The 22,571-nt window shown below is 61.0% G+C and carries 23 protein-coding genes, 1 tRNA gene and 1 riboswitch; of the genes, 14 read left to right on the forward strand and 10 right to left on the reverse strand.

Features of this window, described 5'->3' with window-relative positions:
- Positions 1-274: 274 nt before the first annotated feature.
- A complete protein-coding gene (locus AC01FP_RS11560) occupies positions 275-769 on the reverse strand; it encodes an allophycocyanin (protein WP_474480359.1) in 495 nt (164 codons plus the stop codon).
- 114 nt (positions 770-883) lie between these two features.
- Here AC01FP_RS11560 and rlmD point away from each other — a divergent pair, with 114 nt between their 5' ends.
- On the forward strand, positions 884-2,329 hold the full coding sequence (rlmD, locus tag AC01FP_RS11565; protein ID WP_474480361.1) for a 23S rRNA (uracil(1939)-C(5))-methyltransferase RlmD: 1,446 nt from the start codon (positions 884-886) through the stop codon (positions 2,327-2,329).
- 29 nt (positions 2,330-2,358) lie between these two features.
- On the opposite strand, the gene pheT is transcribed toward rlmD, so the two are convergent.
- The gene (gene pheT / locus AC01FP_RS11570) at positions 2,359-4,809 is read right to left on the reverse strand and encodes a phenylalanine--tRNA ligase subunit beta (protein ID WP_474480363.1); all 2,451 of its coding nucleotides are present in this window, start codon (positions 4,807-4,809) and stop codon (positions 2,359-2,361) included.
- A 111-nt stretch (positions 4,810-4,920) separates the two neighbouring features.
- Here pheT and rpmG point away from each other — a divergent pair, with 111 nt between their 5' ends.
- The 3 genes from rpmG to AC01FP_RS11585 all read left to right on the forward strand — a co-directional run bounded on the left by rpmG (position 4,921) and on the right by AC01FP_RS11585 (position 7,497).
- Positions 4,921-5,115 carry a 50S ribosomal protein L33 gene (gene rpmG / locus AC01FP_RS11575; RefSeq protein ID WP_190389523.1) on the forward strand — a complete coding sequence of 65 codons (195 nt, stop codon included), beginning with the start codon at positions 4,921-4,923 and terminating at the stop codon, positions 5,113-5,115.
- Between the two features lie 116 nt (positions 5,116-5,231).
- Complete coding sequence (gene rpsR / locus AC01FP_RS11580; protein ID WP_006041316.1) at positions 5,232-5,453, forward strand: 30S ribosomal protein S18; 222 nt, start codon at positions 5,232-5,234, stop codon at positions 5,451-5,453.
- A 295-nt stretch (positions 5,454-5,748) separates the two neighbouring features.
- Positions 5,749-7,497, forward strand: a complete 1,749-nt coding sequence (locus AC01FP_RS11585; RefSeq protein ID WP_474480368.1) for a ribonuclease catalytic domain-containing protein — start codon at positions 5,749-5,751, stop codon at positions 7,495-7,497.
- Here the strand turns inward: AC01FP_RS11585 and AC01FP_RS11590 are convergent.
- Positions 7,494-9,314, reverse strand: coding sequence for an FAD-dependent oxidoreductase (locus AC01FP_RS11590; protein ID WP_474480370.1), 1,821 nt, complete (start codon positions 9,312-9,314; stop codon positions 7,494-7,496). The genes AC01FP_RS11585 and AC01FP_RS11590 overlap by 4 nt on opposite strands.
- A 101-nt stretch (positions 9,315-9,415) precedes the next feature.
- On the opposite strand from AC01FP_RS11590, the gene metG reads away from it, so the two are divergent.
- Positions 9,416-11,002: a methionine--tRNA ligase gene (gene metG, locus AC01FP_RS11595; protein ID WP_474480372.1), complete on the forward strand. Its 1,587-nt coding sequence runs from the start codon at positions 9,416-9,418 to the stop codon at positions 11,000-11,002.
- Complete coding sequence (gene lptC / locus AC01FP_RS11600; RefSeq protein ID WP_474480373.1) at positions 10,999-12,174, forward strand: LPS export ABC transporter periplasmic protein LptC; 1,176 nt, start codon at positions 10,999-11,001, stop codon at positions 12,172-12,174. Before metG ends, lptC begins: the two co-directional genes overlap by 4 nt.
- On the opposite strand, the gene AC01FP_RS11605 is transcribed toward lptC, so the two are convergent.
- A complete protein-coding gene (locus AC01FP_RS11605; RefSeq protein WP_474480375.1) occupies positions 12,077-12,775 on the reverse strand; it encodes a cofactor assembly of complex C subunit B in 699 nt (232 codons plus the stop codon). The genes lptC and AC01FP_RS11605 overlap by 98 nt on opposite strands.
- An 86-nt stretch (positions 12,776-12,861) precedes the next feature.
- Here AC01FP_RS11605 and psb32 point away from each other — a divergent pair, with 86 nt between their 5' ends.
- From psb32 to AC01FP_RS11635, 6 genes are all read left to right on the forward strand, one after another.
- A complete protein-coding gene (gene psb32, locus AC01FP_RS11610) occupies positions 12,862-13,539 on the forward strand; it encodes a photosystem II repair protein Psb32 (RefSeq protein ID WP_474480377.1) in 678 nt (225 codons plus the stop codon).
- Between the two features lie 4 nt (positions 13,540-13,543).
- Positions 13,544-14,689: a proton extrusion protein PcxA gene (gene pxcA / locus AC01FP_RS11615; RefSeq protein WP_474480380.1), complete on the forward strand. Its 1,146-nt coding sequence runs from the start codon at positions 13,544-13,546 to the stop codon at positions 14,687-14,689.
- On the forward strand, positions 14,676-15,239 hold the full coding sequence (gene cobU, locus AC01FP_RS11620) for a bifunctional adenosylcobinamide kinase/adenosylcobinamide-phosphate guanylyltransferase (protein ID WP_474480381.1): 564 nt from the start codon (positions 14,676-14,678) through the stop codon (positions 15,237-15,239). Before pxcA ends, cobU begins: the two co-directional genes overlap by 14 nt.
- Before the next feature lie 2 nt (positions 15,240-15,241).
- Positions 15,242-15,727 carry a tRNA (cytidine(34)-2'-O)-methyltransferase gene (locus AC01FP_RS11625; RefSeq protein WP_474480383.1) on the forward strand — a complete coding sequence of 162 codons (486 nt, stop codon included), beginning with the start codon at positions 15,242-15,244 and terminating at the stop codon, positions 15,725-15,727.
- 144 nt (positions 15,728-15,871) lie between these two features.
- Positions 15,872-16,894, forward strand: a complete 1,023-nt coding sequence (locus tag AC01FP_RS11630; RefSeq protein ID WP_474480384.1) for a peptidoglycan DD-metalloendopeptidase family protein — start codon at positions 15,872-15,874, stop codon at positions 16,892-16,894.
- A 14-nt stretch (positions 16,895-16,908) separates the two neighbouring features.
- Positions 16,909-16,982 (forward strand) — tRNA-Met (locus AC01FP_RS11635).
- Positions 16,983-17,066: 84 nt separating this feature from the next.
- On the opposite strand, the gene AC01FP_RS11640 is transcribed toward AC01FP_RS11635, so the two are convergent.
- Entirely contained in the window at positions 17,067-17,423 is a 357-nt protein-coding gene (locus AC01FP_RS11640; protein WP_474480386.1) for a hypothetical protein, read from the reverse strand.
- Between the two features lie 145 nt (positions 17,424-17,568).
- Here AC01FP_RS11640 and AC01FP_RS11645 point away from each other — a divergent pair, with 145 nt between their 5' ends.
- The gene (locus tag AC01FP_RS11645; RefSeq protein ID WP_474480388.1) at positions 17,569-18,159 is read left to right on the forward strand and encodes a peroxiredoxin; all 591 of its coding nucleotides are present in this window, start codon (positions 17,569-17,571) and stop codon (positions 18,157-18,159) included.
- Between the two features lie 123 nt (positions 18,160-18,282).
- Here the strand turns inward: AC01FP_RS11645 and purQ are convergent, their stop codons facing one another.
- The 5 genes from purQ to AC01FP_RS11670 all read right to left on the reverse strand — a co-directional run bounded on the left by purQ (position 18,283) and on the right by AC01FP_RS11670 (position 21,794).
- The gene (gene purQ, locus AC01FP_RS11650) at positions 18,283-18,936 is read right to left on the reverse strand and encodes a phosphoribosylformylglycinamidine synthase subunit PurQ (protein WP_474480389.1); all 654 of its coding nucleotides are present in this window, start codon (positions 18,934-18,936) and stop codon (positions 18,283-18,285) included.
- Positions 18,933-19,202 (reverse strand): phosphoribosylformylglycinamidine synthase subunit PurS, encoded by a 270-nt coding sequence (gene purS, locus AC01FP_RS11655; protein ID WP_474480390.1) that lies wholly within the window; start codon positions 19,200-19,202, stop codon positions 18,933-18,935. Before purS ends, purQ begins: the two co-directional genes overlap by 4 nt.
- Positions 19,203-19,378: 176 nt before the next feature.
- Positions 19,379-20,479, reverse strand: coding sequence for a cobalamin biosynthesis protein CobW (gene cobW / locus AC01FP_RS11660; protein WP_474480392.1), 1,101 nt, complete (start codon positions 20,477-20,479; stop codon positions 19,379-19,381).
- 1 nt (position 20,480) lies between these two features.
- The gene (locus AC01FP_RS11665; protein WP_474480393.1) at positions 20,481-21,110 is read right to left on the reverse strand and encodes a HupE/UreJ family protein; all 630 of its coding nucleotides are present in this window, start codon (positions 21,108-21,110) and stop codon (positions 20,481-20,483) included.
- Between the two features lie 15 nt (positions 21,111-21,125).
- Positions 21,126-21,304: riboswitch (cobalamin riboswitch) on the reverse strand.
- 13 nt (positions 21,305-21,317) lie between these two features.
- Positions 21,318-21,794 carry a pentapeptide repeat-containing protein gene (locus tag AC01FP_RS11670; protein ID WP_474480395.1) on the reverse strand — a complete coding sequence of 159 codons (477 nt, stop codon included), beginning with the start codon at positions 21,792-21,794 and terminating at the stop codon, positions 21,318-21,320.
- Positions 21,795-21,881: 87 nt separating this feature from the next.
- Between AC01FP_RS11670 and AC01FP_RS11675 the strand changes: the two genes are divergently transcribed.
- Positions 21,882-22,541, forward strand: a complete 660-nt coding sequence (locus AC01FP_RS11675; RefSeq protein ID WP_474480396.1) for a uracil phosphoribosyltransferase — start codon at positions 21,882-21,884, stop codon at positions 22,539-22,541.
- Positions 22,542-22,571 lie beyond the last annotated feature (30 nt).

The raw sequence follows: 22,571 nt of genomic DNA on the forward strand, positions 1-22,571 counted from the left end.
ATCGACGCATTAGTCATGTCCTCAAGCCCCCGGATGTACTGATCAGAGGGGTGACAACTTTCCTGAAACTGGGGGGGATGGGATTAGTTATGAGACTTAAAATGGGTCTCTTCTAAGACTCTTGAATCGGCTATCTGCCGCCGTGCTCCTCCTTGTCTCGCTGAATTGAATAGATCTCATGCGTCTTGAGCAAGACGCGGGATGGGGCCAATAAAAAGACCCGGAGGAGACAGGGGCTCCTCCGGGTCGGGTTGCTGATTGGGATTGCTTGAGCTCAGGTGCTGGTCTGCATTCCCTGGATCAGGAAGTCGAAGTAGGGGCCAGCTAGGGCTGCTTGCTCAGTGCTTAGCAGGGCTAGCGACGCATCCTTCATCGTGCGCATCGCGTCGACCATGCCTGGCATGGGCACGCCGAGGCTGTTGTACATCTCGCGAGCACCAACCAGACCTATTTGCTGAATCATCTCGGTGCTGCCGGCAAGGACGCCGTAGGTCACTAGGCGCAAGTACCAGCTGTAGTCGCGCAGGCACTGGGCTCGCTGCTTTTGGCCGTAGGCATTTCCAGCTGGAGCTACGTAGTCGGGATTGCGCTGGAAGAGCTGCTTGGCAGACTCATCCACAATCTTTTTTTCGTTGTCGGTGAGCACCCGCACAACAGCCAGCCTTTCGGCTCCCCTACTGAGATACTCCACCATGGAGCGCAGCTCGCCGCCACTGGGATACCTAAGCTGATCATCAGCCTGGAGAATCAGATCCCGAACGACGCTCATCGCAGCGACCACACTTAATCATCACTCTATCGACTCCGCAGCATGATCCCGGTGTCATGCCGCAACGTGTAACGCCCCTTTGCACGGCGTAGGGTGAAGTATTGATAGGCGGGCGTGGGCAGAAACACCATTGGCAACAGCGCAGAAGGTTCTACGACCGACTGCGTCGACCTTTCCACTGGCATGGCCGTGACGGTGGCCATCACCGGCCTATCCCATGACGGGCAGGGCGTGGCCCGTCTCGCAGATCGGGTGCTGTTTGTAGCTGGTGCCCTGCCGGGCGAGAGGGCGAAGGTTCGCCTCACCCACAAGGCTCGACGTCATTGGCTGGCTGAGCTGCAGCAAGTGCTGGAGCCTGCGCCGGAGCGGCGAAGGCCCCCCTGCATCCTTGCTGGTGATTGCGGCGGCTGCAGCTTGCAGCACCTCGATGACCTGGCGCAGCAGCATTGGAAGCATCAAAAAGTGGTGGATGCCCTGCGGCGGATCGCCCACCTGGATACGGACGTTGCCCCGCTGCTGGCCGCACCCGAAGGCCTCGGCTATCGCAACCGGGCGATCATTCCACTTGAGCGCTGTGAGGACGGGCGGCTACGGGCTGGCTTTTATCGCCCTGGCACCCACAAGATCGTCAATATGAATCGCTGCCCGGTGCTGGATCCGCGCCTAGACGCCTTGATCGCACCGCTTAAGTCGGATCTTGAGACCAGTGACTGGCCCGTTGATCGGGACTGCCGCGAGGGGGGCGGCCTGCGCCATCTGGCCCTGCGAATCGGTAGCTATACCGGCGAGTCGCTGATCACCCTGGTAAGCAGCACCCCGGACCTGGAGGGCATCGAGATCCTGGCCGCCCAATGGATGCATCGCTGGCCAGAACTTGTAGGGGTCTGCCTGAACCTGCAACCCCTAGCCACTAACACCCTGATGGGCCCCGAAACACGAGTGGTGGTGGGCCGTAGCTGGCTGCAGGAGCGTTTCTGCGACCTCGACTTGCGCATTGCTGCCGATACGTTTTTCCAGGTACACACCAGGCAGGCTGAACGGGTTGTGCCGCTGGTGCTTGCCGCCCTTGAGGGCTCTGCCCCTGGCGTGATGGTCGATGCTTACAGCGGCATTGGTACTTACAGCCTGCCGGTGGCAGCGGCTGGCTGGCACGTTCACGGCATTGAACTCAGTCCTGAGGCCGTGCACCAGGCCAAGGCCAATGCCCGTGAGAATGGGCTTAGTGAATCCGCCACCTTTGAGGCTGGCGTGGTGGCCGAGTGCCTTGGCGAGCACTTAGTTCACTGCGACGCCTTATTTTTAGATCCACCCCGCAAAGGACTTGATCCGGTCACCTTGCAGGCCATAAGCGAGCGTCCACCGGCCCATCTCCTTTACCTCAGCTGCGATCCCGCCACCTTGGCCAGGGATCTGGCCTTGTTGGTGGGAAGCGGCAATTACCGCGTCGAGAGCGTTCAGCCAATCGACTTTTTTCCCCAGACAAGTCACGTAGAAACGTTGACCGTATTGCGACGTATCGGGGCTGGCATCCCAGCCCCGCAGCCAGAGGTTGCCGAGTAGCAGCTGTTGGTGGGGGTGCGGTTTGGGGATCAGCTGCGCAACTGGGCGCCCAGCTGCTTCTCCAGGGCTGCTCGGATCGAGGCGTGGGCTGCCTCCACCTCCTCGTCGGTCAGGGTGCGGCTGGCATCGCGATAACGGAGGCGATAGGCCTGGCTGCACTGCCCTGGGGCCAGTTGGCCGCCCTCGTAGCGATCGACAAGTTCGGCATGTTCGAGCAGGGGCTTGCCGGCCTTGCGGATCACCTGGAGCAGCTCAGCGGATGGGGTACCGGCGGCAACCACCACGGCCAGATCGCGCTCCGATGCCGGCACGGTGGCAAAAGGGGCAAAGGCGGGTTGCCAACGGTTGCGCCGGGTGGCGGCGGTGAGCAGGGCACCTAGCTCCAGTTCGAAGATGATGCTGGATTCGGGTAGGTCGAGACGTTCGGCTTGCTCCGGGTGCAGCTGGCCAAACCAGCCCTGGCATCGCCCCTCCACGATCAGCTGGGCGGCTCGACCCGGGTGCAGCAGGTGGTGCTGGGCCAGCGGACGATCTTCTATTGGGATCGCCAGAGCCGACAGTGCTTGCTGCAGCAGGCCGCGGGCCTGGTGATAGGTGGGGGGCTGGGGTTTGCCATTGCTGCTCCAGCGCTCGCCGCGGCGTTCGCCACAGATCACCCCAGCCAACAGTTGGCGACTATCGCTACCGGCAGCGCTGCTGAACACCTGGCCGATCTCAAAGGCCCAGAAGCCTGGTTGACCGCTCTGAAGGTTGCGGCGTGCAGCGGCTAGCAGCTCTCCATGCAGGTTGTCGCGCAAATGGCCGTAATCAGCCAGCAAGGGATTAGCCAGGGGGATACGCCCAGCTGCTGCCGGCACCAGGGAGAAGCTGCAGGCCTCCTGCAGTCCGGCGGCGCACAGTTGGCGGCGCAAGCGACGCTCCACCTGCTGGGCCGGGGTTAGCCCCCCAGGCTCCAGCGGATCGGGTAGGTGGCAGGCGAAATGGTCGTAACCAACCAGGCGGGCCACCTCCTCGATCAGGTCAACTTCCCGCTGTAGATCCATCAAGCGGGAGGGGGGTACGGTGACGCGCCAACCCTCACCATCAATCTCTTCTGCCAGCTGGCAACCGAGGGCCGTCAAGGTTTGGACGATCTTGTCGTCACCGAGATCTGAAACCCCTTCGCCAGCTTGAACCGGCCCGAGCAGGTTGTGCAGGGCGTCGCGCCTCAGCAGCAGTGGCTCGGTTGGCTCCTCCGCCCTTTGGTGCAGCCAGCGGCCGGAAAATTTGGCTCCACAGAGTTCCTGGAGGAGCGCCACGGCCCGGTCTGCGGCAGCAAGGGTGGCCTCCCTTGGCAAGCCCTTTTCAAAACGGCTGCTTGCTTCCGTCCGCAAGCCAACGCTGCGAGCTGAGCGACGCACTGCTTGGGGAGCAAAGACAGCGGCCTCAAGCCAGATGGAGGTGGTGGTGTCATTGACGGCTTCGTCCGAACCACCCATTACGCCAGCCAGGGCGATCGGGCGGTTGGCGTAGGTAACCACCAGCGCTTCGTGGCTGAGTTTGTGCTCCGTAGCGTCGAGGCTGGTGAATGCCTCACGATCAAGGGCCTGGCGCAGCCCCAGACTGGCTAGCTGGGGTTCGCTGGCTCCTGTGATTACGGCGAGGCGCTTGCTGTCGAAGGCGTGTAGGGGTTGACCCGTCTCCAGCATCACCAGGTTGGTTATGTCAACGACGTTGTTGATCGGGCGAATGCCGGCCTTCTGCAAGCGCTGTTGCAGCCAGGTGGGTGAAGGGGACACCTGCAAACCATCAAGGGCCGTGACACTGAACAGTCCACCAGCTTCAACAGCAACCAGGTCACTTGCGGAAAATGGCAGCGGCTGGCTTGCGGCGGCGGCAGCAGGGGCCTGAATTTGGGTTTGGCCGCCCACCAGGGCCGCCACTTCCCGGGCAATGCCATGCATTGAAAGCCCATCGGGGCGGTTGGCGGTGATCGCCAGCTCCAGGACCTGGTCATCCAGTCCGATGCTGGGCCCCACCGGTGTTCCCAGGGGTGGCACCTGTTCCAGCAGTTCATCAAGGATGGCAATGCCATCCGTATCTGCCACCAGGCCAAGTTCAGCGAGGGAACAAATCATGCCGCTGCTGGCTACTCCGCGTAGTTCAGCTGGTTTGATCGTCAGCTTGACCGCTGGCAGGGTTGCCCCAACTAGGGCCACGGGCACATGGATGCCGGCCCGCACATTGGCGGCCCCGCAGACGATTTGCAGGGTTTCGGCCGCGCCGACATCAACCTGGCAGACGCTGAGCTTGTCTGCATTGGGATGGCCCTGGCGCTCACGTACGAAGCCCACCACCACCCCAGCGGCCTGGGCGGCTAGATCCTCAATGGCATCCACCTCAAAACCAGCCAGCGACAGGCGCTCGGCCAGGGCCCCCGGGGCGAGGGCTTGTTCAGGGCCAGTCACCAGCTCCTGCAGCCATTGGAGCGAGACCCGCATAGCCCTTTAGGTGTTGAAGGGCGATCTTAGGGATCAACTGGGAGGCGGGACTACCGGCAAGTAAGGTGACAACTTGTCCTTTCGCTTCGCACAAGCGGCGCAACGTCCTTCATGGCTAAAAACAAGGGCGTCCGGATTGTGATCACTCTTGAGTGCACAGAATGCCGGTCCAACCCCGCCAAGCGTTCTCCCGGTGTGTCCCGCTACACAACTGAGAAGAATCGCCGTAACACCACCGAACGGCTTGAGCTGAAGAAGTTCTGTCCGCACTGCAACTCCTCGACGGTCCACAAGGAAATCAAGTGATTCGGGCTTAGCCCCTCCAGCTGAGGCCATGCCCGCAGCTGCTGCAACTTGATTTTGGTCCGGTCCTTCAGGCACTGGTCAGATTCCACTTCATTCACCTCCCGCCTTCGTTTTCCATGTCCAGCTCTTTTTTTAAAAAGCGCCTGTCGCCGATCAAGCCTGGCGACCCGATTGACTACAAAGACGTCGATCTGCTCAAGAAGTTCATCACCGAGCGAGGCAAGATTCTGCCCCGCCGGCTCACTGGCCTTACAGCCAAACAGCAGCGCGATCTGACCAACGCCGTTAAGCGTGCCCGCATCGTGGCTTTGCTGCCTTTTGTGAATCCCGAAGGCTGAGGCCTATCTCCTGGCGGCTTCAACCTTCCAAGTTGGCGATCTGGTGGGACTGGGCGATGAGCGCGGTCCCCAGCTTGCTGTGATCTTGGCTGTGGCCTCAAACAAGGCTTCGTTAGCCATTGGTAATAGTGCAAAGCAGCAGATTCAGCCGTTACGGCAGCTGCTGTTGCTTGCCTCTTTTTCCGGAGAATGCGAGCCGCCCCAACGTCTTAGCCAGGCTCCTTGGTCGATCAGCGATGACGCATTGATGGCAGTGCTGCCTTCTCGATGCGACTTTGCGGCAGCTTGGACTTTGATGCAGGCTGAACCTCAGGGCTTGCCGCTGAGCGATTGGGTTGACTTGGTGTCATCGCGACGTGATGGCCTCGCCATCGCTTCCTGCTGGCGTTGGTGTCTTGGTCCCCAGACCTTGTTTCGTCTGCGTCAAAATCTGGTTGAGGCAAGGCCGCTTGAGGATCTTCGCCGTTTGCGGCGAGAGCGCCGCCATCGGGTGCTCCACCAGCAATCTGAACTGCGCTGGCAGCAGCTGCTGCGAGATCGTCAGCCTCTCGATGTCCAGCTCCTCAGCTCAGATCAGCGCCAGCAGCTGGAGCTGCTGATCGATTGGGCTGGCGGAGATTGCGCAACAGCCCTGCCCCTTCCCCTGCGTCAAGCCCTGCAGGCGGCCCAGGTATGTGCAGATACCGGCTCCATCCGTCATCTGCTGGTGGATCTTGGCCAGTGGCAAGCCCACAATTTGCCTTCCCTGCGGGCCACGGTCTGGGAGCAGGGCTTTTCGGCTGATCTGCTGGCTGAAGCCGAGCGCCTCCTGACGGCTGCAGACACTGAACAGCCTGGCGATGCAGAGCGGCTAGATCTAACCGGGCAACGCAGTGTCACCATTGACGATGCCGACACCCGTGACATCGATGACGGGCTGGCGCTGGAAACCAGCCCAGACGGCCAGCTGCGGATTTGGATCCATGTGGCGGATCCTGGCCGGCTGATCGCTCTGGATTCGCCCCTCGACCTGGAGGCCCGCCGCCGTGGCAGCAGTCTCTATTTGGCCTCGGGGATTCTGCCGATGTTTCCGGAGGCGCTTGCCACCGGACCGATGAGTCTGCGGGCCGGAAAGCGCAGTGCCGCCTGGAGCATCTGGGTTGAACTCGACGGCGAAGGGGCAGTTGCGGCTTCGGGTTTGCAGCGCAGCTGGGTCAAACCCACCTACCGGCTCAGCTATGGCGATGCTGACGACCTGATCGAGCTAGCTCCGCCCCAGGAGCAGGATCTAGCTGAATTGCAAGGCCTGCTGCTGCGCCGCCGTCAGTGGCGTGTGCGCCAGGGAGCCCTGCTGCTCGATCAGCCGGAGGGTCGGATTCGAGCCCAGGGCGACGCAGCCCAGCTGGAGATAACCGAACCCAGCCCCGCCCGACTGATGGTGGCTGAGGCCATGATCCTTGCTGGGGCGGTGGTTGCTGGCCTCGGCCAAGACCTCGGTCTGGCCTTGCCGTACCGCAGCCAATTGACGGCAACCCTGCCGCCGGAGGCTGAGCTGGCAGCCTTGCCTGCGGGACCGGTGCGCCACGCAGCCATCAAGCGCTGTCTCAGCCGGGGCCATACCGGCACCGAGCCCAGCCCCCATTTCAGCCTGGGCTTGCCGGCTTACGCCCAGGCCACCTCTCCGATTCGCCGCTACGCCGATCTGGTCGTGCAACGTCAGTTGCTGGCGCTTCAGCAGGGCGGCCAGCCCCTGGCCGCCGCCGATCTGGCCGCTTTGCTCTCCGACCTAGACGGTCCCTTAAGGCAGGGAATTCAGATCAGCCGCGAAGACCAGCGCCACTGGCAACAAGTGTGGTTTGCGGCCGAGCGCGCTCAGCATTGGCAGGCTTGTTTTCTGCGCTGGCTGCGACCCCAGGATCGGTTGGGGCTGGTACACGTTGACGCCTTGGCGATGGATCTGGCCGCTGAGTGCCCAGCGGGTTCAACTCCAGCTGATCTGCTGCAGCTGCGTGTCCAGGCGGTAGACCCCCTCCGCGACCAACTGCGACTGCTGGCCACGGGCTAGTCCGGTGCGAGTCGCGAGGCCCGCAACCATGGCCCCCAAGGGTTGGCACAGCCGATCAGCTTGGCTTGGGTCGCTTGATCAAGGTTCTGCAGCCAGCGGTTCAGGCCTGGCTCAAGGCTGATAAGAGGCCACTCTCTGCTGCCGATATCGCTGTGCAAGCTGGAGTCGCTCTGGAAGCAGAAGCCACCCTGCCCGTCTGGCAACACCGTTCCGCTCCACAGTGACTCCCGGGGCTCCACCTTGCCCTGCCTGGGATCTAGGGGCCTAAGGAAACCAGGCTCAATTTGACCATTGGACTGCAGAAGCTGCGGATTGGCCAGCAGCTGCAGCTGGCGGGCTAACCAATCGCTGGCATGCCAGGGGGTGTCCCAGAGCGGCACTACTGCCGCTGGAGCACGGTGATCGTGGAGCAGGCATTGCTGAACGGCCAGGGGAGCAAGCTCAGCTGGGGGGATGTCAAGTTGCACCGCCAGGGCCGCTGCCGCTCCTGCCGCCTGCCCGATGTTGAAAATCAGTGGCTGGAGCCGGGTTGCCCCGTTGGCCATGTGGCTGCTGCTGAACGCTTTATCAGCCGCCAGCAGGTTGTCGATCTCAGCACTTACCAGGGCGCCGTAGGGAATGCAGAAGGGAGTGCCGCTCCAGCGCCCGCCCCAGCGAATGCTTTTAGGTGCCAGTGGCCAGTCAGGCCCGGGGTAGTGGTGGTCGTTGGCGTAATTGCCCACCGCTATCGACTCCAGCTCGCCGCTGTCATTTAGCGGCAGTGGTCCCTGGGATTCCGCGCTGCCTAGGGGGAGCAGCTGCTGTTCCAGCACCAGCGAGCGGCCCAGCAGCCTTCGCCCCTCCCGCCAGTAGGGCATGGCAGCCAGCCAGGGGGCAGGACTGCCGGCTTCAGCAGGAAAAGCATGGCCCAGTTGAAGCCAGCCCCCACTTGCCTGCTCAAGTGCGTCGGCAAACTGGACGCTGTAGTTCTGCATCTCGGCCGCCAGGGCGGCTTCCTGAGCTGGGTCACCACTAAAGGCGCGTTCCAGCCCCTGGTGCCAGTCATTGCCGTGCAATGGCCAGTTGAGCATCACCAGGCCGCCCGGCAGGCGCCCGTAGTTGATCGTGCGCTCTAACCCGAAGGTCTCGCTGGCTCGTTCAAACGGCGCAGCTAAGGGCGGGGGGGCTGCAGCTGGCTGTAACACCTCGCTCTGGAGCTGGCCCATCACCACCCAGGTGGGCGATTGCACGGGTTGTTGCTTGAAAAAAGCTTCCGTTTGCAGCCGTTGCTGGCTGGGGGCACTGGGTTCGCCCCATAACTCCTGGGCTTCCCAGCCGAGTCGAAATGGAGCCTCCGCTAGGGGCAGCAGGTCGCCGCGGTCGCTGCCATCGACCACAACTTTGCAGGCCAGCCATTGGCTTTCACCCTTGTGCTCCAGCTGTACCGCTGTGATGCGGGAGCCTTGGCGCTCTACCGCCAGCAGCTTGCATCCCGGCAGCCATCGCAACTTGGGGAGTTCCTGCACCCAGCCCTGCAGGATCGCCTCGGCTGTAGCGGGCCGGTAACCAAAACAACTCACCCAGTTTTGATCGAGTCCCTCGGGCTCGGCCTGCTCGAGGGCGCGCAGAAAGGCTCCCCAGAGACCGGTCTGCCAAGGGGTGAGCTCATTGCCATCGGGGCAGCAAACCCCGGCGGCGCTCACCATGCCCCCAAGCCAGTTGCCAGGGGTGAGCAACAGCGTGCTGGCACCGCCGCGGGCAGCCTGGATTGCTGCGGCCACGCCACCGGTGCCGCCCCCCCACACCAAAACATCCACTGCTTCTGAAAGCAGGGTCATGGCTGGCGGACACGGCTAAGACAAGCCTCGCAGGGGATGATCTGAGCTGGCGTGCTCGTGGTCAGCCTTGCTGTCCGTCGCCGCTCCGTAGGATCAAAAGGATGACTTACACGCTCACCACTCCTCTCTATTACGTCAACGACCGCGCCCATCTCGGTAGTGCTTACACAACGCTTGCCTGCGATGCGGTGGCTCGTTACCAGCGGCTGAAGGGGGAGTCGGTGACGTTCATCACCGGCTGCGATGAACACGGCCAGAAGATTCAACGCACGGCCGAGGCTGCCGGATTAAGTCCGCAGGCCCATTGCGATGCGATCAGCGAGGGATATCGCGACCTTTGGAGCCGCTGGCAGATCAGCAACGACCGCTTTATCCGCACCACCGATCCCCGCCACCGAGAACTGGTGGGGCAGTTTTTTGCAAGGGTGCAAGCCAGCGGCGACGTGGTGGAGGGGCGTCAGCAGGGCTGGTATTGCGTTGCTTGTGAGGAATTCAAAGACGACGCACCGGGCAGTGAGGATCCCGAATGCCCCATCCATCGCAAGCCGCTGGAGTGGCGCGATGAGGTCAATTTGTTTTTCCGCCTTTCCCGCTATCAGGCCCAGATCGAGGCCTTGATCCGTCAGCCGGGCTTCATTGCCCCCGCCAGCAGGCAGAAGGAGGTGGAAAACTTTGTGGCCCAGGGGCTGCGCGATTTTTCAATCTCCCGGATCGACCTGCCATGGGGCATTCCGGTGCCCGGCCATGAAGGCCATACCTTTTATGTGTGGTTTGACGCCCTGCTCGGCTATCTGACGGCCTTGCTCGACCCGACCGAGCCAGTTGTGCTGGAGCAGGTGCTGGAGCGCGGCTGGCCGGCCCAGCTACACGTGATTGGTAAGGACATCCTGCGCTTCCACGCGGTTTATTGGCCGGCGATGCTGCTGTCGGCGGGGTTGCCCTTGCCGGAGCGGGTATTTGGTCACGGCTTCTTAACCCGCGAAGGCCAGAAGATGGGCAAGTCGCTCGGCAATGTGCTCGACCCTGAGGTGCTGCTTGAGCGCTGCGGCCGCGATGCGGTGCGCTGGTACTTGCTGCGCGACATTCCCTTCGGCGAGGACGGTGATTTCCAGCAGCAGCGCTTCATCGACCTGGTCAACAACGATTTAGCAAATACGATCGGCAACCTGCTGAATCGCACCTCTTCGATGGCACGGCGCTGGTTTGCCGATGCCGTGCCTCCAGCCGGAGCCGCTGCAAAGTGCGATCACCCCCTGGCTGTTGCTGCCCTTGCGGCCGGCGATAGCGTCAATACGGCCTTAACCGACCTCGACTTCCGTCGCGCCGCTGAAGCGGCGCTGCAGCTAGCAATCGCTGCAAATGGCTACCTCAACGACCAGGCCCCTTGGAAGCAAATGAAGCTGGAGGATCAGGAGCAGCTTGTGGCAGCTGATCTCTACGCAGTGCTCGAGGCCACCCGCTGGGTAGCCGTGCTGTTGGCCCCGCTACTACCGGAGCTTTCTGATCGGATGCTGGTCCAGCTCGGCCAGGAACCATTTGTTAGCGGTCCGCTGGCTCCTGCCTGCGCCCCTAGCAGCCAAGCTTCTCCTTGGCTGCTAGCCCAGCAATGGGGTCAGCTCGAGCCGGGACTCGCCCTGATTGAGCCGCAGCCGGTGATGTTGCGACTTGAGCTCGAGTCACCTCTGTGACCGCGACTGCCAGACTGCAGTGGCGGCCCCTGCTGGCCCTGAGTCTCGGTGCGATAGCAAGCCTGTCCGTGCTGCTGGTTGGTTGCCGCAGCCAGGCAACTAAGGAGCAGCCGGCCCAACCTTTTGTCTTCCGCTCCCTCAACCTGCGCCAGAAGGATTCCAGTGGACGTCCCCTGTGGGAATTGAGCAGCCCAGAGGTGCGCTACGACCTCAGTCGCCGTGTTGCTCAGGCTCGCGACCTGCGAGGCACCATCTACGCCAAGGGTCAGCCCATTTATCGGGTCACAGCTAGTAGCGGCACCGTGATCAATGACGGCGAGGTGGTGCAGCTGGAGGGCCCGACCCGGTTGCAGCGACTTGGACCCAAGCCACTTGTTGTGACCTCCACTCGAGTGCGTTGGTATCCCAAGCAGGAGCGTATGGAATTGGACCGCAGTCCGCGGGCCTCCCAGGGGGACCTGCGTGTCTCCGCTCAGCGCGCCCGGTTCTGGATCAAGCAGGACAAGTTGGAACTGAGGGGCATGCCCCTTTTGGAGCGTCCAGGCACGGTCGGCTTGAAGCTGGCGCTCAGTTCAGCAGACTGGTTCCCCACCACAGGCCAGCTGATCGGCCGAGGGCCAGTGCGGGGGGAACGGCGCACACCAGGTAATGGCGTCCAAACTCTTTCGTCCCCTGCCCTCAGCGGCAATTCCCTGCTTCAGGTGATCGACCTTCAGGCCCCTGTGCAGGTGCTGGATCTCGGCCGCAAGGCCCGTCTTGATGCCAGCCACACTCGCCTTGACTTGGCACGAGAGCTGATCACCAGTCCCCATGCCTTTACCGCCCTGCTGGATCAGTCCCGCCTAAGCGGGCTGGGCTTTGAGGTGATTGGTTCCATGCATACCCTGGTGGTTCCTCAGGACTGCCGCCTGAATCAGCCAACCGATTCCCTTGTCGCCAATCGCTGCACCTGGAATTGGCAGACAAACCAGATTGAGGCCCTTGGTGACGTGGAGCTGCGCCGCACGGCTTTCTCACAGGTCACCCGCGCCAAGCAGCTTCAGGGTGTGCTTACTAAGCAGGGACTGGCTGTCTTCAGCAGTCCTGGGGCTCGGGTAAAGACCCGGGTGACCCTGCCTCCCCGGGCTCCAGCAAAACCTGGCTCCCGCAAACCGGCTCCATTCGCCCTCTAAGCCGTTGGGCCCAACCCTCAAGCCAGGTCAGATCACTGCGGCTGAAGCAGCGGGGCGACCAGCCGGCAAGCACCACCAGCCCTTCTAAGCCGAGGGGCTGCACCACAACCGCTGGCACACCGGGTAGCAGCCTCTCAAATTCAGCCCTGCCTGGATAGAGACGCAGGTCTACCAGTGAGATAGCGGCATTTTTTTCCTGGGCTCGGCGGCAGATGGCCCCGGGTTCAAAGAGCTCATCAACTAGCAGGCCGCGGCGCAGCAGACACCTGCCCTGCCAAAGCACTACTACCGCTGCCGCCGGACTGGCGGTAAGCAACATCTGACTGCCCCAGCCCAACTCCTCGGCCAGGTCATCAGGCAGCCCCTCTGCGAGCACAAGCCCCTGTACCCCCTCAAGGGCAACGCGAGCAGCCGCTTCTGGCTCGTACCTAGTCCAGAGAATGCTCACCAGCATTAAACCTACCGCCAGGAAGCTGGCCAACACAGCAGCCCGTTCCAGGGCTGGATCGGTGCTAGCGGCAGTGGTCTGATTCACCACCACCAATGCCAGGGAGGCCACCCCAGACCAAAGGCAGATCCTTGCAGGAGTGGAGGCGGCCATGAGCATTAAGCAGGAGGCGACAACAGGGCCCGTAAGCGGCAAACTAGTTCCATGTTGGGCCTGATCCGTTGCCCCCTTCCCTGCGCTTGACCCGTCGCATACCCCTGTTGGGGGTTTTGGCCGCCTTGTTTATTGGCTTTACCATCACCCTGATGCCGGCGGCAGCTCTGGCCATTGCCGCCAGTGGCCTGCCGGCTGCACCTCCCCAAGAGCGCATTCTTGACACCGCGGACGTGCTCAGCCGGGCCGCAATCGGCGAACTCAGCAAAACTCTCGAAAGCTTTGTTGCAGAGCGCGTCGATGCGCACTTGATCACTGTTAATCGCCTCGACTATGGGCTGAGCCTGCCCCAATTCGGTAACCAAGTGCTGGAGCGTTGGTCAGAGTCTGGCGGTGAGCCAAATCAGCTTCTTTTCCTGATCGACAGCCAAACCAACAGCTCCGCAGTAGTGACCTCACCTAGTCTCGACACCCAACTTGATGCCAGTTTGTTGCGAAGCACAGCCCGCAGCACCATGGCCCAGCCGATTCGCGACGGTGGTCGCTACCGCCAGGGAAGTCTTGATGCGATGACTCGTCTGCTCACAGTGCTTCAGGGAGGTGAAGATCCAGGTGAACCGATCACTACTGAGGTTGTGAGCCAGCCCACCAACATCCCCACAAAGGAGGAAACTCAGTCAAGCAACGCTTTTACTTGGGTCGTGGTGTTGCTGACGGTGGGCACGATCGTGCCCATGCTCACTTGGTGGGTCTTCTCGCGCTGATCCGATGGCATTGACCAACTGGATGGGGGCGTTTGGGCGCGCCCAAGCCCTCGATCTAAGTAACGATCTGGAGCGAGGTTATGAAGCCGCCCTGCTGATCCAGAGCATGGAGCTGGAGCATTACAACGACAGGCCCGTACGCCCGGAATTAGAACTACGCATTCCCAGGTCAGCTCAGGCCCAGTTGCTGCGTCGATTTCGAGCTGCCCTTGAGGTCTGTCGCCAGTCTGTACAGACGCTGCGAACCCACCGGGGCGAACTGGCCGGTCAGGAGATTCGCCAGTTTCAGCTGATCGAGTCTGTTGTGGCCCGCTACGCCGCCAGTAGGGATCCCCTGCCGGCCATCAGTCGCTCCCCTGAGGTGTTGCCCCGCAGCCTGATCGGCGTCGTTGATCAGGTGCGCCGCCAACTCGACCCCGAGGCGGAGGCGAACGTGGTAGCTGGCTTTCGCCGCCGCCGCGATTCCACTTTGGTGTCCCTGCGCATCCTGCTGTTGCTGATTTTGGTGCCGGTGCTGGTTCAGCAGATCAGTCGAACCTATGTGTTCTCGCCCCTAGTTGATCGCTTCGCCCCAGACAATGCGTTCCTCACCTATCCCAAGCCAAAGCTTGAGGAGAAGGCCGTTGAGAAGTTGCGTGTTTTCCAGGCAGAGATTGAGTTTGACGCGCTTTTGAATGGCAATCCCCTACCCAGCCGCAATGAACTGCAGGTACAGCTAGCAAGCAAAGCCCAAGACCTTAAAAATGAGGCCGACTTGGAGAGCACCCACGCCATTAAGAACGTGCTAGCCGACCTTGGTGGTCTGGCTGGTTTTGTGTTTGTTTGCGTGTTTGGCAGCCGTGATCTCCAGGTGTTGCGAGGTTTTCTTGACGAGCTTGTGTACGGCCTAAGCGATAGCGCTAAAGCCTTCGCCATCATCCTTTTCACGGATATCTTTGTTGGTTTTCACAGCCCGGAGGGCTGGACGGTGCTGCTCGATGGGATAGCCAACCACCTAGGTCTACCCGCACAAGAGAACTTTATTATGTTATTTATCGCCACCTTCCCGGTGGTGTTGGCGACAGTGTTCAAGTACTGGATTTTCCGCTATCTCAATCGTGTCTCGCCGTCTTCTGTTGCCACGCTGCACAACATGAATGGTGGTGGTTGATCCCGTCCCTGCTTGCACCCTTGTGCTCGGTCCAGCCCGAAGTGGCAAAAGCCGCTGGGCTGAGTACCTTGCCCACCAGTCCGGATTGCCGGTTACTTACCTAGCAACGGGGCCTCGACCATCCGAGCAAGATGCCGCCTGGAGGCACCGAGTACAGGCCCATTTGATTCGGCGGCCACTCCATTGGACCACTTTGGAGGTTGATAGCGCCCTAGCGGAAGAGCTCCGGTGCCTCAAGCCCCCTGGCCTGGCCCTAGTCGATTCCCTCGGCAGCTGGGTAGCCTCCGGCCTCGACCTAGACAGGCTGGCCTGGCAAGAACGCACTGCAGGGCTTGCTAACAGCCTCGGTTGCTGTGCAGTTCCGGTGCTTTTGGTCAGTGAGCAAACAGGTTGGGGGGTGGTGCCTCCCACCGCGATCGGCGGTCTGTTTCGCGACCGTCTCGGGTCATTGGAGCAACAGCTGGCACCCCTTTGCAGCGTGATGTGGTTGGTGATCGCTGGTCGGGCTCTCAATTTGACGAGCCTGGGACTGGCCGTGCCCCCTGATTGATCGTGCCGCGAATCGTCTTGTTTCAGCCACAGATTCCGCCCAACACCGGCAATGTGGCACGCACCTGCGCTGCCACCGGCACGGAGCTGCACCTGGTGGAGCCCCTGGGCTTCCAAATCAATGATCGTCAGCTAAAGCGGGCTGGCCTCGACTACTGGCCCCTGGTGTCTCTGCATTGCCACGCCAACTGGTCAGCATTTGCCGATCAGCGACTACTTAGTGGCGGGCGCCTAGTCGCCCTAAGTAGCCATGCAAGCCAGCCCTACACCGGTTGGGCATTCGAGGCCGATGACTGGCTGCTGTTTGGCCGCGAAACCGATGGCCTGCCAACGGATGTGCTGGCCGCGGCTGATGTGGCTCTCACGATCCCAATGGCATGCGCCGACCAGCCCCAGCAGGCCGGAGTGCGTAGCCTCAATCTCTCCGTATCGGTGGGGGTGGTGCTGTTTGAGGCAATACGGCAACAGAGTTCGCTGACATTGGCGTGATCCCCTGAGGTGACAGGGATCTGGGCAGCCCTACAGCGTTTGTTGTCACAAGGGGCACTTGTGGCGGGGAGTTCAGTCCGCTACTGTCTGGCCGACTTGGGGATATCGGCTTCTCCACAAGTTTTGTCCGACTGAAAGAACTGTATGAAGCCTTTGCAAACGACACTGCGATTCCTGATCCCCTGCGCCATTGCCGTTCCGGCAGTGGTCGCAGCTCTAGACCCCGCTGATATCGACAAGGCTTCCGTTGACACCCTGATCGCCGCCCTGCCCGCACCCAGCACCGACAAGATATGGGTGAAAGTGCGCCAGTCGATCAGTGTTGAAGAGCTTTCCAGTCGCCTCAAGCTCGAGGAAGAGCGCCTAGCCAAGCTCAATGATGTCAATGAAGACCATCATTTCCGTCAGGGTGATTGGCTAGTAGTTCCCAGCCAGCAGTCCCGGCAGATCAAGCAGCTAGCAGCTATTGATACCAGCGAGCTGCGCCGCACACCGCCCCTTCAGTCCCTCCCCCCGGTAGAAGAGCGAGCCGTTGTTCGTTTTGGGGATACGGTTGTCAAGATTGCCCAGCGGTATGGCATGACGCTCCAGGAGCTGTTGCGTCTCAATCCGGGTCTTGAAACTGCCAGGCTCGTAGTGGGAAGCCAGGTGCGCCTTGCACAGTCGTCCCCTGGGCGCACCCGTATGGTGCTTGGCCTCAAGCCGACCACTAGCGGCGGCATCAGCTGGCCGGAACTGCCCGGATTTGATCAGCTCAATAGGCCATTTGACGGGCCCAGTTCTGCCCAGGGCTGGATGTGGCCTACCAAGGGGGTTTTCACTTCTGGTTATGGCTGGCGTTGGGGACGAATGCACAAGGGCATCGATGTGGCCAACAACGTCGGAACTCCTATCGTTGCAGCCAAGGCCGGGCGAGTGGTTTTTTCTGGCTGGCATGACGGCGGTTATGGCTATCTCGTAACCCTGGCCCATGCCGATGGCAGCCGCTCCCTGTACGGCCACAACAGCCGCCTGCTGGTTCGGGTTGGTCAGCAGGTTGATCAGGGCACCCTCATTTCCCATATGGGCAGCACCGGCCGCAGCACCGGGCCCCACCTCCACTTCGAGATTCATCCCCCCAGCTCCGGCGCTACCAATCCCCTCCAGTTCCTGCCACCCAGGGCCTGATAAACTCACTTAACGGCTCGGTAGCTCAGCTGGTTAGAGCGTGGGATTCATAACCCCAAGGTCGGGAGTTCAAGTCTCCCCCGAGCCATTTTGATCAGAATCAGCCCAAATCATGGGCCCAAGCCCAAATCGTGGGCTCAAATTAATTTTGTGGATTTTATTTTCCCCATGATTAACGCAGTTCAACTGCATCAAGCCTGTCGCGGAACGAGGCCGCATCCAAGCCAGCGCTTTCCAAGATGCCGAGCGGTTCCGTTGAAGTGGGATCAGGGCTCAGCTGCTGGACGACAGGCGAGGCCGAGGCGGCGCCACCAGCTCCGGCGCTACCTCCACGGCGTCCACGGCCATAGCCCGATGAGCGGCCTTCAATAGCCCGAATCAGGGATTTGCTGCGGTTCACCTCACCAACGCTCTGGCCATCCTTGGGACGGACCAGCGGGTTGCTGCTTAGTTCAGAACGCAGCTGGCTTAAGAGCCGGAAATGTCCTGTCGTGTTGTATTTGCGCAGCACACTCGGCTCCCACGCCATGGCAACAGCCCTTTGTGTATAGGTTGCTATCAGCCTATGGCCCCAGGGCCCAGGCGCCTGTGATAAATTGTGAAGAGCAACTGGTAGTCGATCCGACTTTGGATTGACGTTCCCAGTGCTGTAAGCCCTTAATCACCTATCCAGCATGTCCCGGCTCGTTGGCCTGCAAGCTCCAGACTTCACCGCTACCGCCGTGGTGGATCAGGAATTTAAGGAGATTAGCCTTTCCCATTACCGCGGCAAATACGTGGTGCTTTTCTTCTACCCACTCGATTTCACCTTCGTATGCCCCACGGAGATCATCGCTTTTTCTGAGCGCTACGGTGATTTCTCTAGCCGCAACTGCGAAGTTCTGGGTGTGTCAGTTGACAGCCAGTTCAGCCACCTTGCTTGGCTCCAGACGGATCGTAAGGATGGCGGTATTGGCGATATTGCCTATCCCCTTGTCGCCGACCTCAAGAAGGGCATAGCCCGTTCCTACGAGGTTCTTGATGAGGAAGCAGGTGTAGCCCTGCGTGGTTTGTTCATCATTGACCCAGACGGCGTGATCATGCAGAGCACGATTAACAACCTGCCCGTCGGCCGCAGCGTTGATGAGACGCTGCGTTTGCTGCAAGCCTTCCAGCACATCCGCAACAATCCCGACGAAGTCTGCCCTGCTAACTGGAATCCGGGCGACAAGACCATGAATCCCGACCCCGTCAAGAGCAAGGAGTTCTTCGCCGCCGTCAACTGAACCCGATCAGAGTCGAATAGCCCGATACCTGTCGCTGAATCTGGGGGCCTGCGGGCCCCCTGTTTGTTTGGTAGTTTTTGATGGAAGGCTTGCTCGGCTACTACCTAACCGTTGGTCAGTTGCTCAGTTGCGGAGGCTGGCTAGCAGCCTCATGCCGTCTAGCCCGCCAGTCAGCGGATCGCAGGCTCTCTCAGGATGGGGCATCAAGCCCAACACGTTGCCGCCTGGATTGGTCAAGCCCGCTACATCACCAATCGAGCCATTGGGATTGCTCGCGTAGCGCAACACCACCTGACCATTTGCCTCGAGCGCGGCTAACTGCTCGCTCTCGCACTGGTACCGCCCCTCCCCGTGGGCAATGGGAAGAACGATTGCTTCGCCATCGCTATAGCCTTTCAGCCACTGGCAGTTGCCTGGGGCAACGCTGAGCCGCGCTGGTTCGCAGAGAAAATGCAGCCGAGCATTACGGGTGAGCGCTCCAGGCAATAGCCCCATCTCGGTGAGCACCTGAAAACCATTGCAGATGCCCAGCACCGCGCCACCTGCCTCTGCATATTCCAGCACCGACTCCAACACCGGTGCAAACCGGGCAATCGCACCGCAGCGCAGGTAGTCGCCATAACTGAAGCCACCAGGGATCACCACCGCCTCGAGTCCGCTCAGATCGCGCTCCTCGTGCCAAAGAAAGCGTGTCGGTAGGCCGACGCAGCCCTCTAAGGCCCAGCGCACATCCCGGTCGCAGTTTGAGCCTGGGAAAACCACGATTCCAATGGTCATTGCTGCTCCCCTGCCAGGTCAAACAGCTCGAGGTGCCAGTTTTCGATTACTGGATTAGCTAGCAGTCCATCACTGAGTAATTCCAGCTGGCTTTGGGCAGTGCTTTGGTCCGGGGCCTCCAGTTCAAGTTCAATTGCCTTGCCAATACGCAGGCTGCGGACGCCCTGCACACCAAGTCTGGCCGCAGCCGCCCTGGTGGCCTCGCCAGCCGGATCAAGCACCGAGGGCCTAAGTGAAACCTGAACACGAGCGCGGAAAATTGGCACCAGAGGAGCAGGAGGTTTGTGAAATCTTGGCAGCTCAGTGGCCCGTAGTTGCCAGTTTTGTTCAGGTTGAAGACAGCCCCTTGGTTTTAGGGGCGTGTTCAGGCGCGTCAGCCCTTTTTCAATTGCCTCCTTGGCAACCCTGCGCCGTGGTCGTAGAGGCGGGTGGAGGGCTGATCTCAATTCGTTGGACGATTGAGCTTGGACCGCGTCGAATCGCCGTCCGTCGAGACTGTAGTGGCATGGAGCAGGCAGGACTCGATGGCAGCACGGTGCAGCTGGAAGCCAAGTAGCACCAGCTCTAGACCGGGGTCGTGCTGTTCGCATTCAGCCTGTTTACCCCCTGGCTCAAACCAGCACTCCAGCCGTGGACCAACCGCCTGAATCTGCAGAGGCCGGCTTTTACCCGCCAGCCACAGACGCCCCTTAAGCCTGATCAGGCCACCGTCTTTAACCAATTGCAGCAAGCTCTGCTCTAAAGAAGCGCGTGAGAAATCGCCAGGTAGGTCCAGGGCTAACGACTCAATGGCGACATGGCTGTGATCGTGATGCTCGTGATGTTCATGCCCTGAATTGGCCGACAGCCGTCGCTCAAGACCAAGCACCAGCTCGGGATCTACCTCGCCCCTACCCATTGACAAGAGCACAGCTCCTGGCTGCAACTGGGGTGCAAGGCGCTTGTGCACCGTATCGATTTCGGCAGGAGAGAGGCAGTCTGCCCGGCTGATCAGCACTAAATCGGCAGCCTCGAGCTGCTCGGCAAACAACTCCTCAATTGCCGTCGCGTGATCCAGGCTGGGATCTGCCTGGCGCTGGGCCTCGAGTGCGGCTGGGTTAGCCACTATGTTGCCCGCCGCTAGGGCCTCGCCATCCACAACTGCCACCACACCGTTGACACGGATTCGGGTGCGGATCTGGGGCCAATTCAGCGCCGCAACCAGTGGTTCTGGTAGTGCCAGGCCACTGGTCTCCACCACGATTCCATCCAGGCTGTCGGCTCGCTCCAGCAGCTTCTCCATCGTTGGCAAGAAGTCGTCCTGGACGGTGCAGCAGAGGCAGCCGTTTGCCAGCTCCACCAAGCGGGTGTCCAGTTCATCTTCAGGACAGAAACCACAGCTGCGCAACAGGGCTCCATCGATGCCAACCTCCCCAAATTCATTGACCAGTACAGCCAGACGCTGGCCGCTGCGCAGCAGCAAATGGCGCAGCAGGGTTGTTTTGCCCGCACCAAGGAAGCCAGTCACCACGGTGACTGGCAATCTTCCGATTGAATTATTCATCTCAGGCCGCCAGACCCGCCAAGGCCCAGGTGCCGCCAAGAGCCAGCAGGGCAAAGGCCAGCCAGCGCAGCTGGGTTGAAGAAAGGCGTGCTACTTGGGGGCGCAATGCCAGCAGTGCCACGGCGAGCAGTGCAGCCTGGGAAAGAAACAACCCTGTGCCATAGGCCACAACTGGCATAGCGCTCCAACTGAAAACGGGGCCACTCAGCACGTAGCCGTGCAGGGCCATTGCCGGTAGCAGGAGAAAGGCAGGCAGCAGGCGCAGCAGTACCAATGCCTCCACAACGAGGGTGCAGGCCACCAGTGATTCAGCCGCCGGAAGTCCGGGCCAAAGCAGTCCCGCGCCACTGCCCAGTAGGCCAACAGCTAGTAATCCCAAGCTCCAGCTCAGCCGTCTTTGCAAGCCCACCAGGGAAAGGGCCAGAAGGAAAAGCAGATGGTCTGGACCGAGCACCGGGTGGGCCAGGCCACTCAGCACGCCGTTGAATACTCCGGGCGTCATTTGGCCGAGGTCGGCAAAGTGATGGGCCTGGGCAGGGCTGAGGGCGCCCATAGAAATTGATGCCAGGCCGGCAACCAGCAGCCAGGGGCCCCGGGCTTGGCCAGAGGCTGGAGTTTTAATCAAAGTCATGGGCCGGTCCGCGCCGTAGGAAGAGCAAAACCGGCGGGCGTTCTGACTTGGCGATGGGTGGTGAACAGGACCAGAAATCTGGAAAGGTTCATGGCCCCAGGCCTTCACAGCTGCGGGACAGCGTTGGATTTTCACCAACCTTTCCCCCTTACCTCCAGTGGCTGATCTCCACTGGAACCGGAGAGCTGATGCTATCGGTCAGCGGACCTATCGGCACGCCAGGCTGTCCTTAGTAGCAACTCCAGTTGTTGGGTTGACACCGGTGGCTCGCTTGCAAAGAGCTTTCTGCTCAGGCAGATCAAGGACTGCATCGCTGAAATCGGCCCCTTCAATCGTTGCCCCTTTGAAGTGGCTCTGCATCAACATGGCGTTACGCAGCACAGCACCACTGAGGTCAGTGTCCTCAAAGTGACTTGCGAAGGCCACCGCATCTTCAAGGTTGGCATCCTTCAGGTTGGCTCCCCTTAGATCGCTGCTGTTGAAAACGGCCCCGCGCAGATCGGTCGCGCTCAAGTCGAAGCCCGCCAGGGTTGCTTTCAGAAACTCCTGCTGTTGAAGGTTTCTGCCGTGCATGTCGGGTTGAAGGTCTTGAAGCGAGCGCTGACTGCGCAGCTCCGGTGCGGTGATTGCCCAGCCAGGCGCTGCCCCAAGACACCAGGTCAGCACCAGGGCCAGTGCTGCCATTAGCCAACTATTCGGCCAGCTCGATCGGTTACCTGATCTCGGGCCCATGGGCGCGCACTTACGGTGTTAGTTCAAGTTATTCCAACCATGGTGATGGCTTTGCGGGTGGTGGTTCCCCCCCACCCCCTGATCGGCCACTGGCTGGGCGTACTCCGCGACCGTCACACGCCTGGCTCTCTCTACGCCACAGCCACTGCCGAGCTGGGTCGCTGGCTCACCTATGAGGCGGTGCGCGACTGGCTGCCCCACCGTCGTATCCAGCTGGAAACAACCCTTGCTGGGGTGGCGGCGGATGTGGTCGATCCTGCGGTGCCCCTGCTGGCAATCCCTTTGCTGATCTCCGGTCTTGGCCTTTGGCAGGGCGGCCAGACCGTGCTCCCTTCCGCCAAGGTGCTGCATCTGCATGAAATACCTGGGGTTGGTACCAGACCAGTCGAGCCAATCGCTCCTCGCTGCGGGGTTCTGGTTTTTCTGGCGGAACTGGGAGAAGGGGAGACCCTGCTCCAGCTACTCGATGATCTTTCCGCCCTCGGTGTGTCCGGTGATCGCTTGCGAGTAATCACCGCTTTGGCTTCTGGGCCTGGTCTCAAGGCTGTGGGTGAACGCCACGGCAGCCTCACCCTCTACGCCGCCGGCATCGATCCGGAATTAAACGAAGCCGGTGCGATCGTCCCCGGTATTGGCGATGTGCAAAAAAGATTGGTAACCGTTCACGGGGCGTGCCGGCCTGACCTTGACATGACATAGGCAGTCACCACTTCATGATTGATGCGCAGC

The sequence above is a fragment of the Cyanobium sp. NIVA-CYA 375 genome, assembly GCF_056108345.1.

Coding starts and splice junctions, on each gene's coding strand:
- AC01FP_RS11630 (WP_474480384.1), top strand. CDS start 15,872: ATGAAGCCTTTGCAAACGACACTGCGATTCCTGATCCCCTGCGCCATT.
- AC01FP_RS11670 (WP_474480395.1), bottom strand. CDS start 21,794: ATGGCAGCACTGGCCCTGGTGCTGACCTGGTGTCTTGGGGCAGCGCCT.
- cobW (WP_474480392.1), bottom strand. CDS start 20,479: ATGAATAATTCAATCGGAAGATTGCCAGTCACCGTGGTGACTGGCTTC.
- AC01FP_RS11665 (WP_474480393.1), bottom strand. CDS start 21,110: ATGACTTTGATTAAAACTCCAGCCTCTGGCCAAGCCCGGGGCCCCTGG.
- cobU (WP_474480381.1), top strand. CDS start 14,676: ATGGTGGTGGTTGATCCCGTCCCTGCTTGCACCCTTGTGCTCGGTCCA.
- AC01FP_RS11560 (WP_474480359.1), bottom strand. CDS start 769: ATGAGCGTCGTTCGGGATCTGATTCTCCAGGCTGATGATCAGCTTAGG.
- rpsR (WP_006041316.1), top strand. CDS start 5,232: ATGTCCAGCTCTTTTTTTAAAAAGCGCCTGTCGCCGATCAAGCCTGGC.
- AC01FP_RS11645 (WP_474480388.1), top strand. CDS start 17,569: ATGTCCCGGCTCGTTGGCCTGCAAGCTCCAGACTTCACCGCTACCGCC.
- AC01FP_RS11605 (WP_474480375.1), bottom strand. CDS start 12,775: ATGGCCGCCTCCACTCCTGCAAGGATCTGCCTTTGGTCTGGGGTGGCC.
- pheT (WP_474480363.1), bottom strand. CDS start 4,809: ATGCGGGTCTCGCTCCAATGGCTGCAGGAGCTGGTGACTGGCCCTGAA.
- rpmG (WP_190389523.1), top strand. CDS start 4,921: ATGGCTAAAAACAAGGGCGTCCGGATTGTGATCACTCTTGAGTGCACA.
- AC01FP_RS11590 (WP_474480370.1), bottom strand. CDS start 9,314: ATGACCCTGCTTTCAGAAGCAGTGGATGTTTTGGTGTGGGGGGGCGGC.
- metG (WP_474480372.1), top strand. CDS start 9,416: ATGACTTACACGCTCACCACTCCTCTCTATTACGTCAACGACCGCGCC.
- AC01FP_RS11640 (WP_474480386.1), bottom strand. CDS start 17,423: ATGGCGTGGGAGCCGAGTGTGCTGCGCAAATACAACACGACAGGACAT.
- pxcA (WP_474480380.1), top strand. CDS start 13,544: ATGGCATTGACCAACTGGATGGGGGCGTTTGGGCGCGCCCAAGCCCTC.
- AC01FP_RS11585 (WP_474480368.1), top strand. CDS start 5,749: ATGCAGGCTGAACCTCAGGGCTTGCCGCTGAGCGATTGGGTTGACTTG.
- purQ (WP_474480389.1), bottom strand. CDS start 18,936: ATGACCATTGGAATCGTGGTTTTCCCAGGCTCAAACTGCGACCGGGAT.
- AC01FP_RS11675 (WP_474480396.1), top strand. CDS start 21,882: ATGGTGATGGCTTTGCGGGTGGTGGTTCCCCCCCACCCCCTGATCGGC.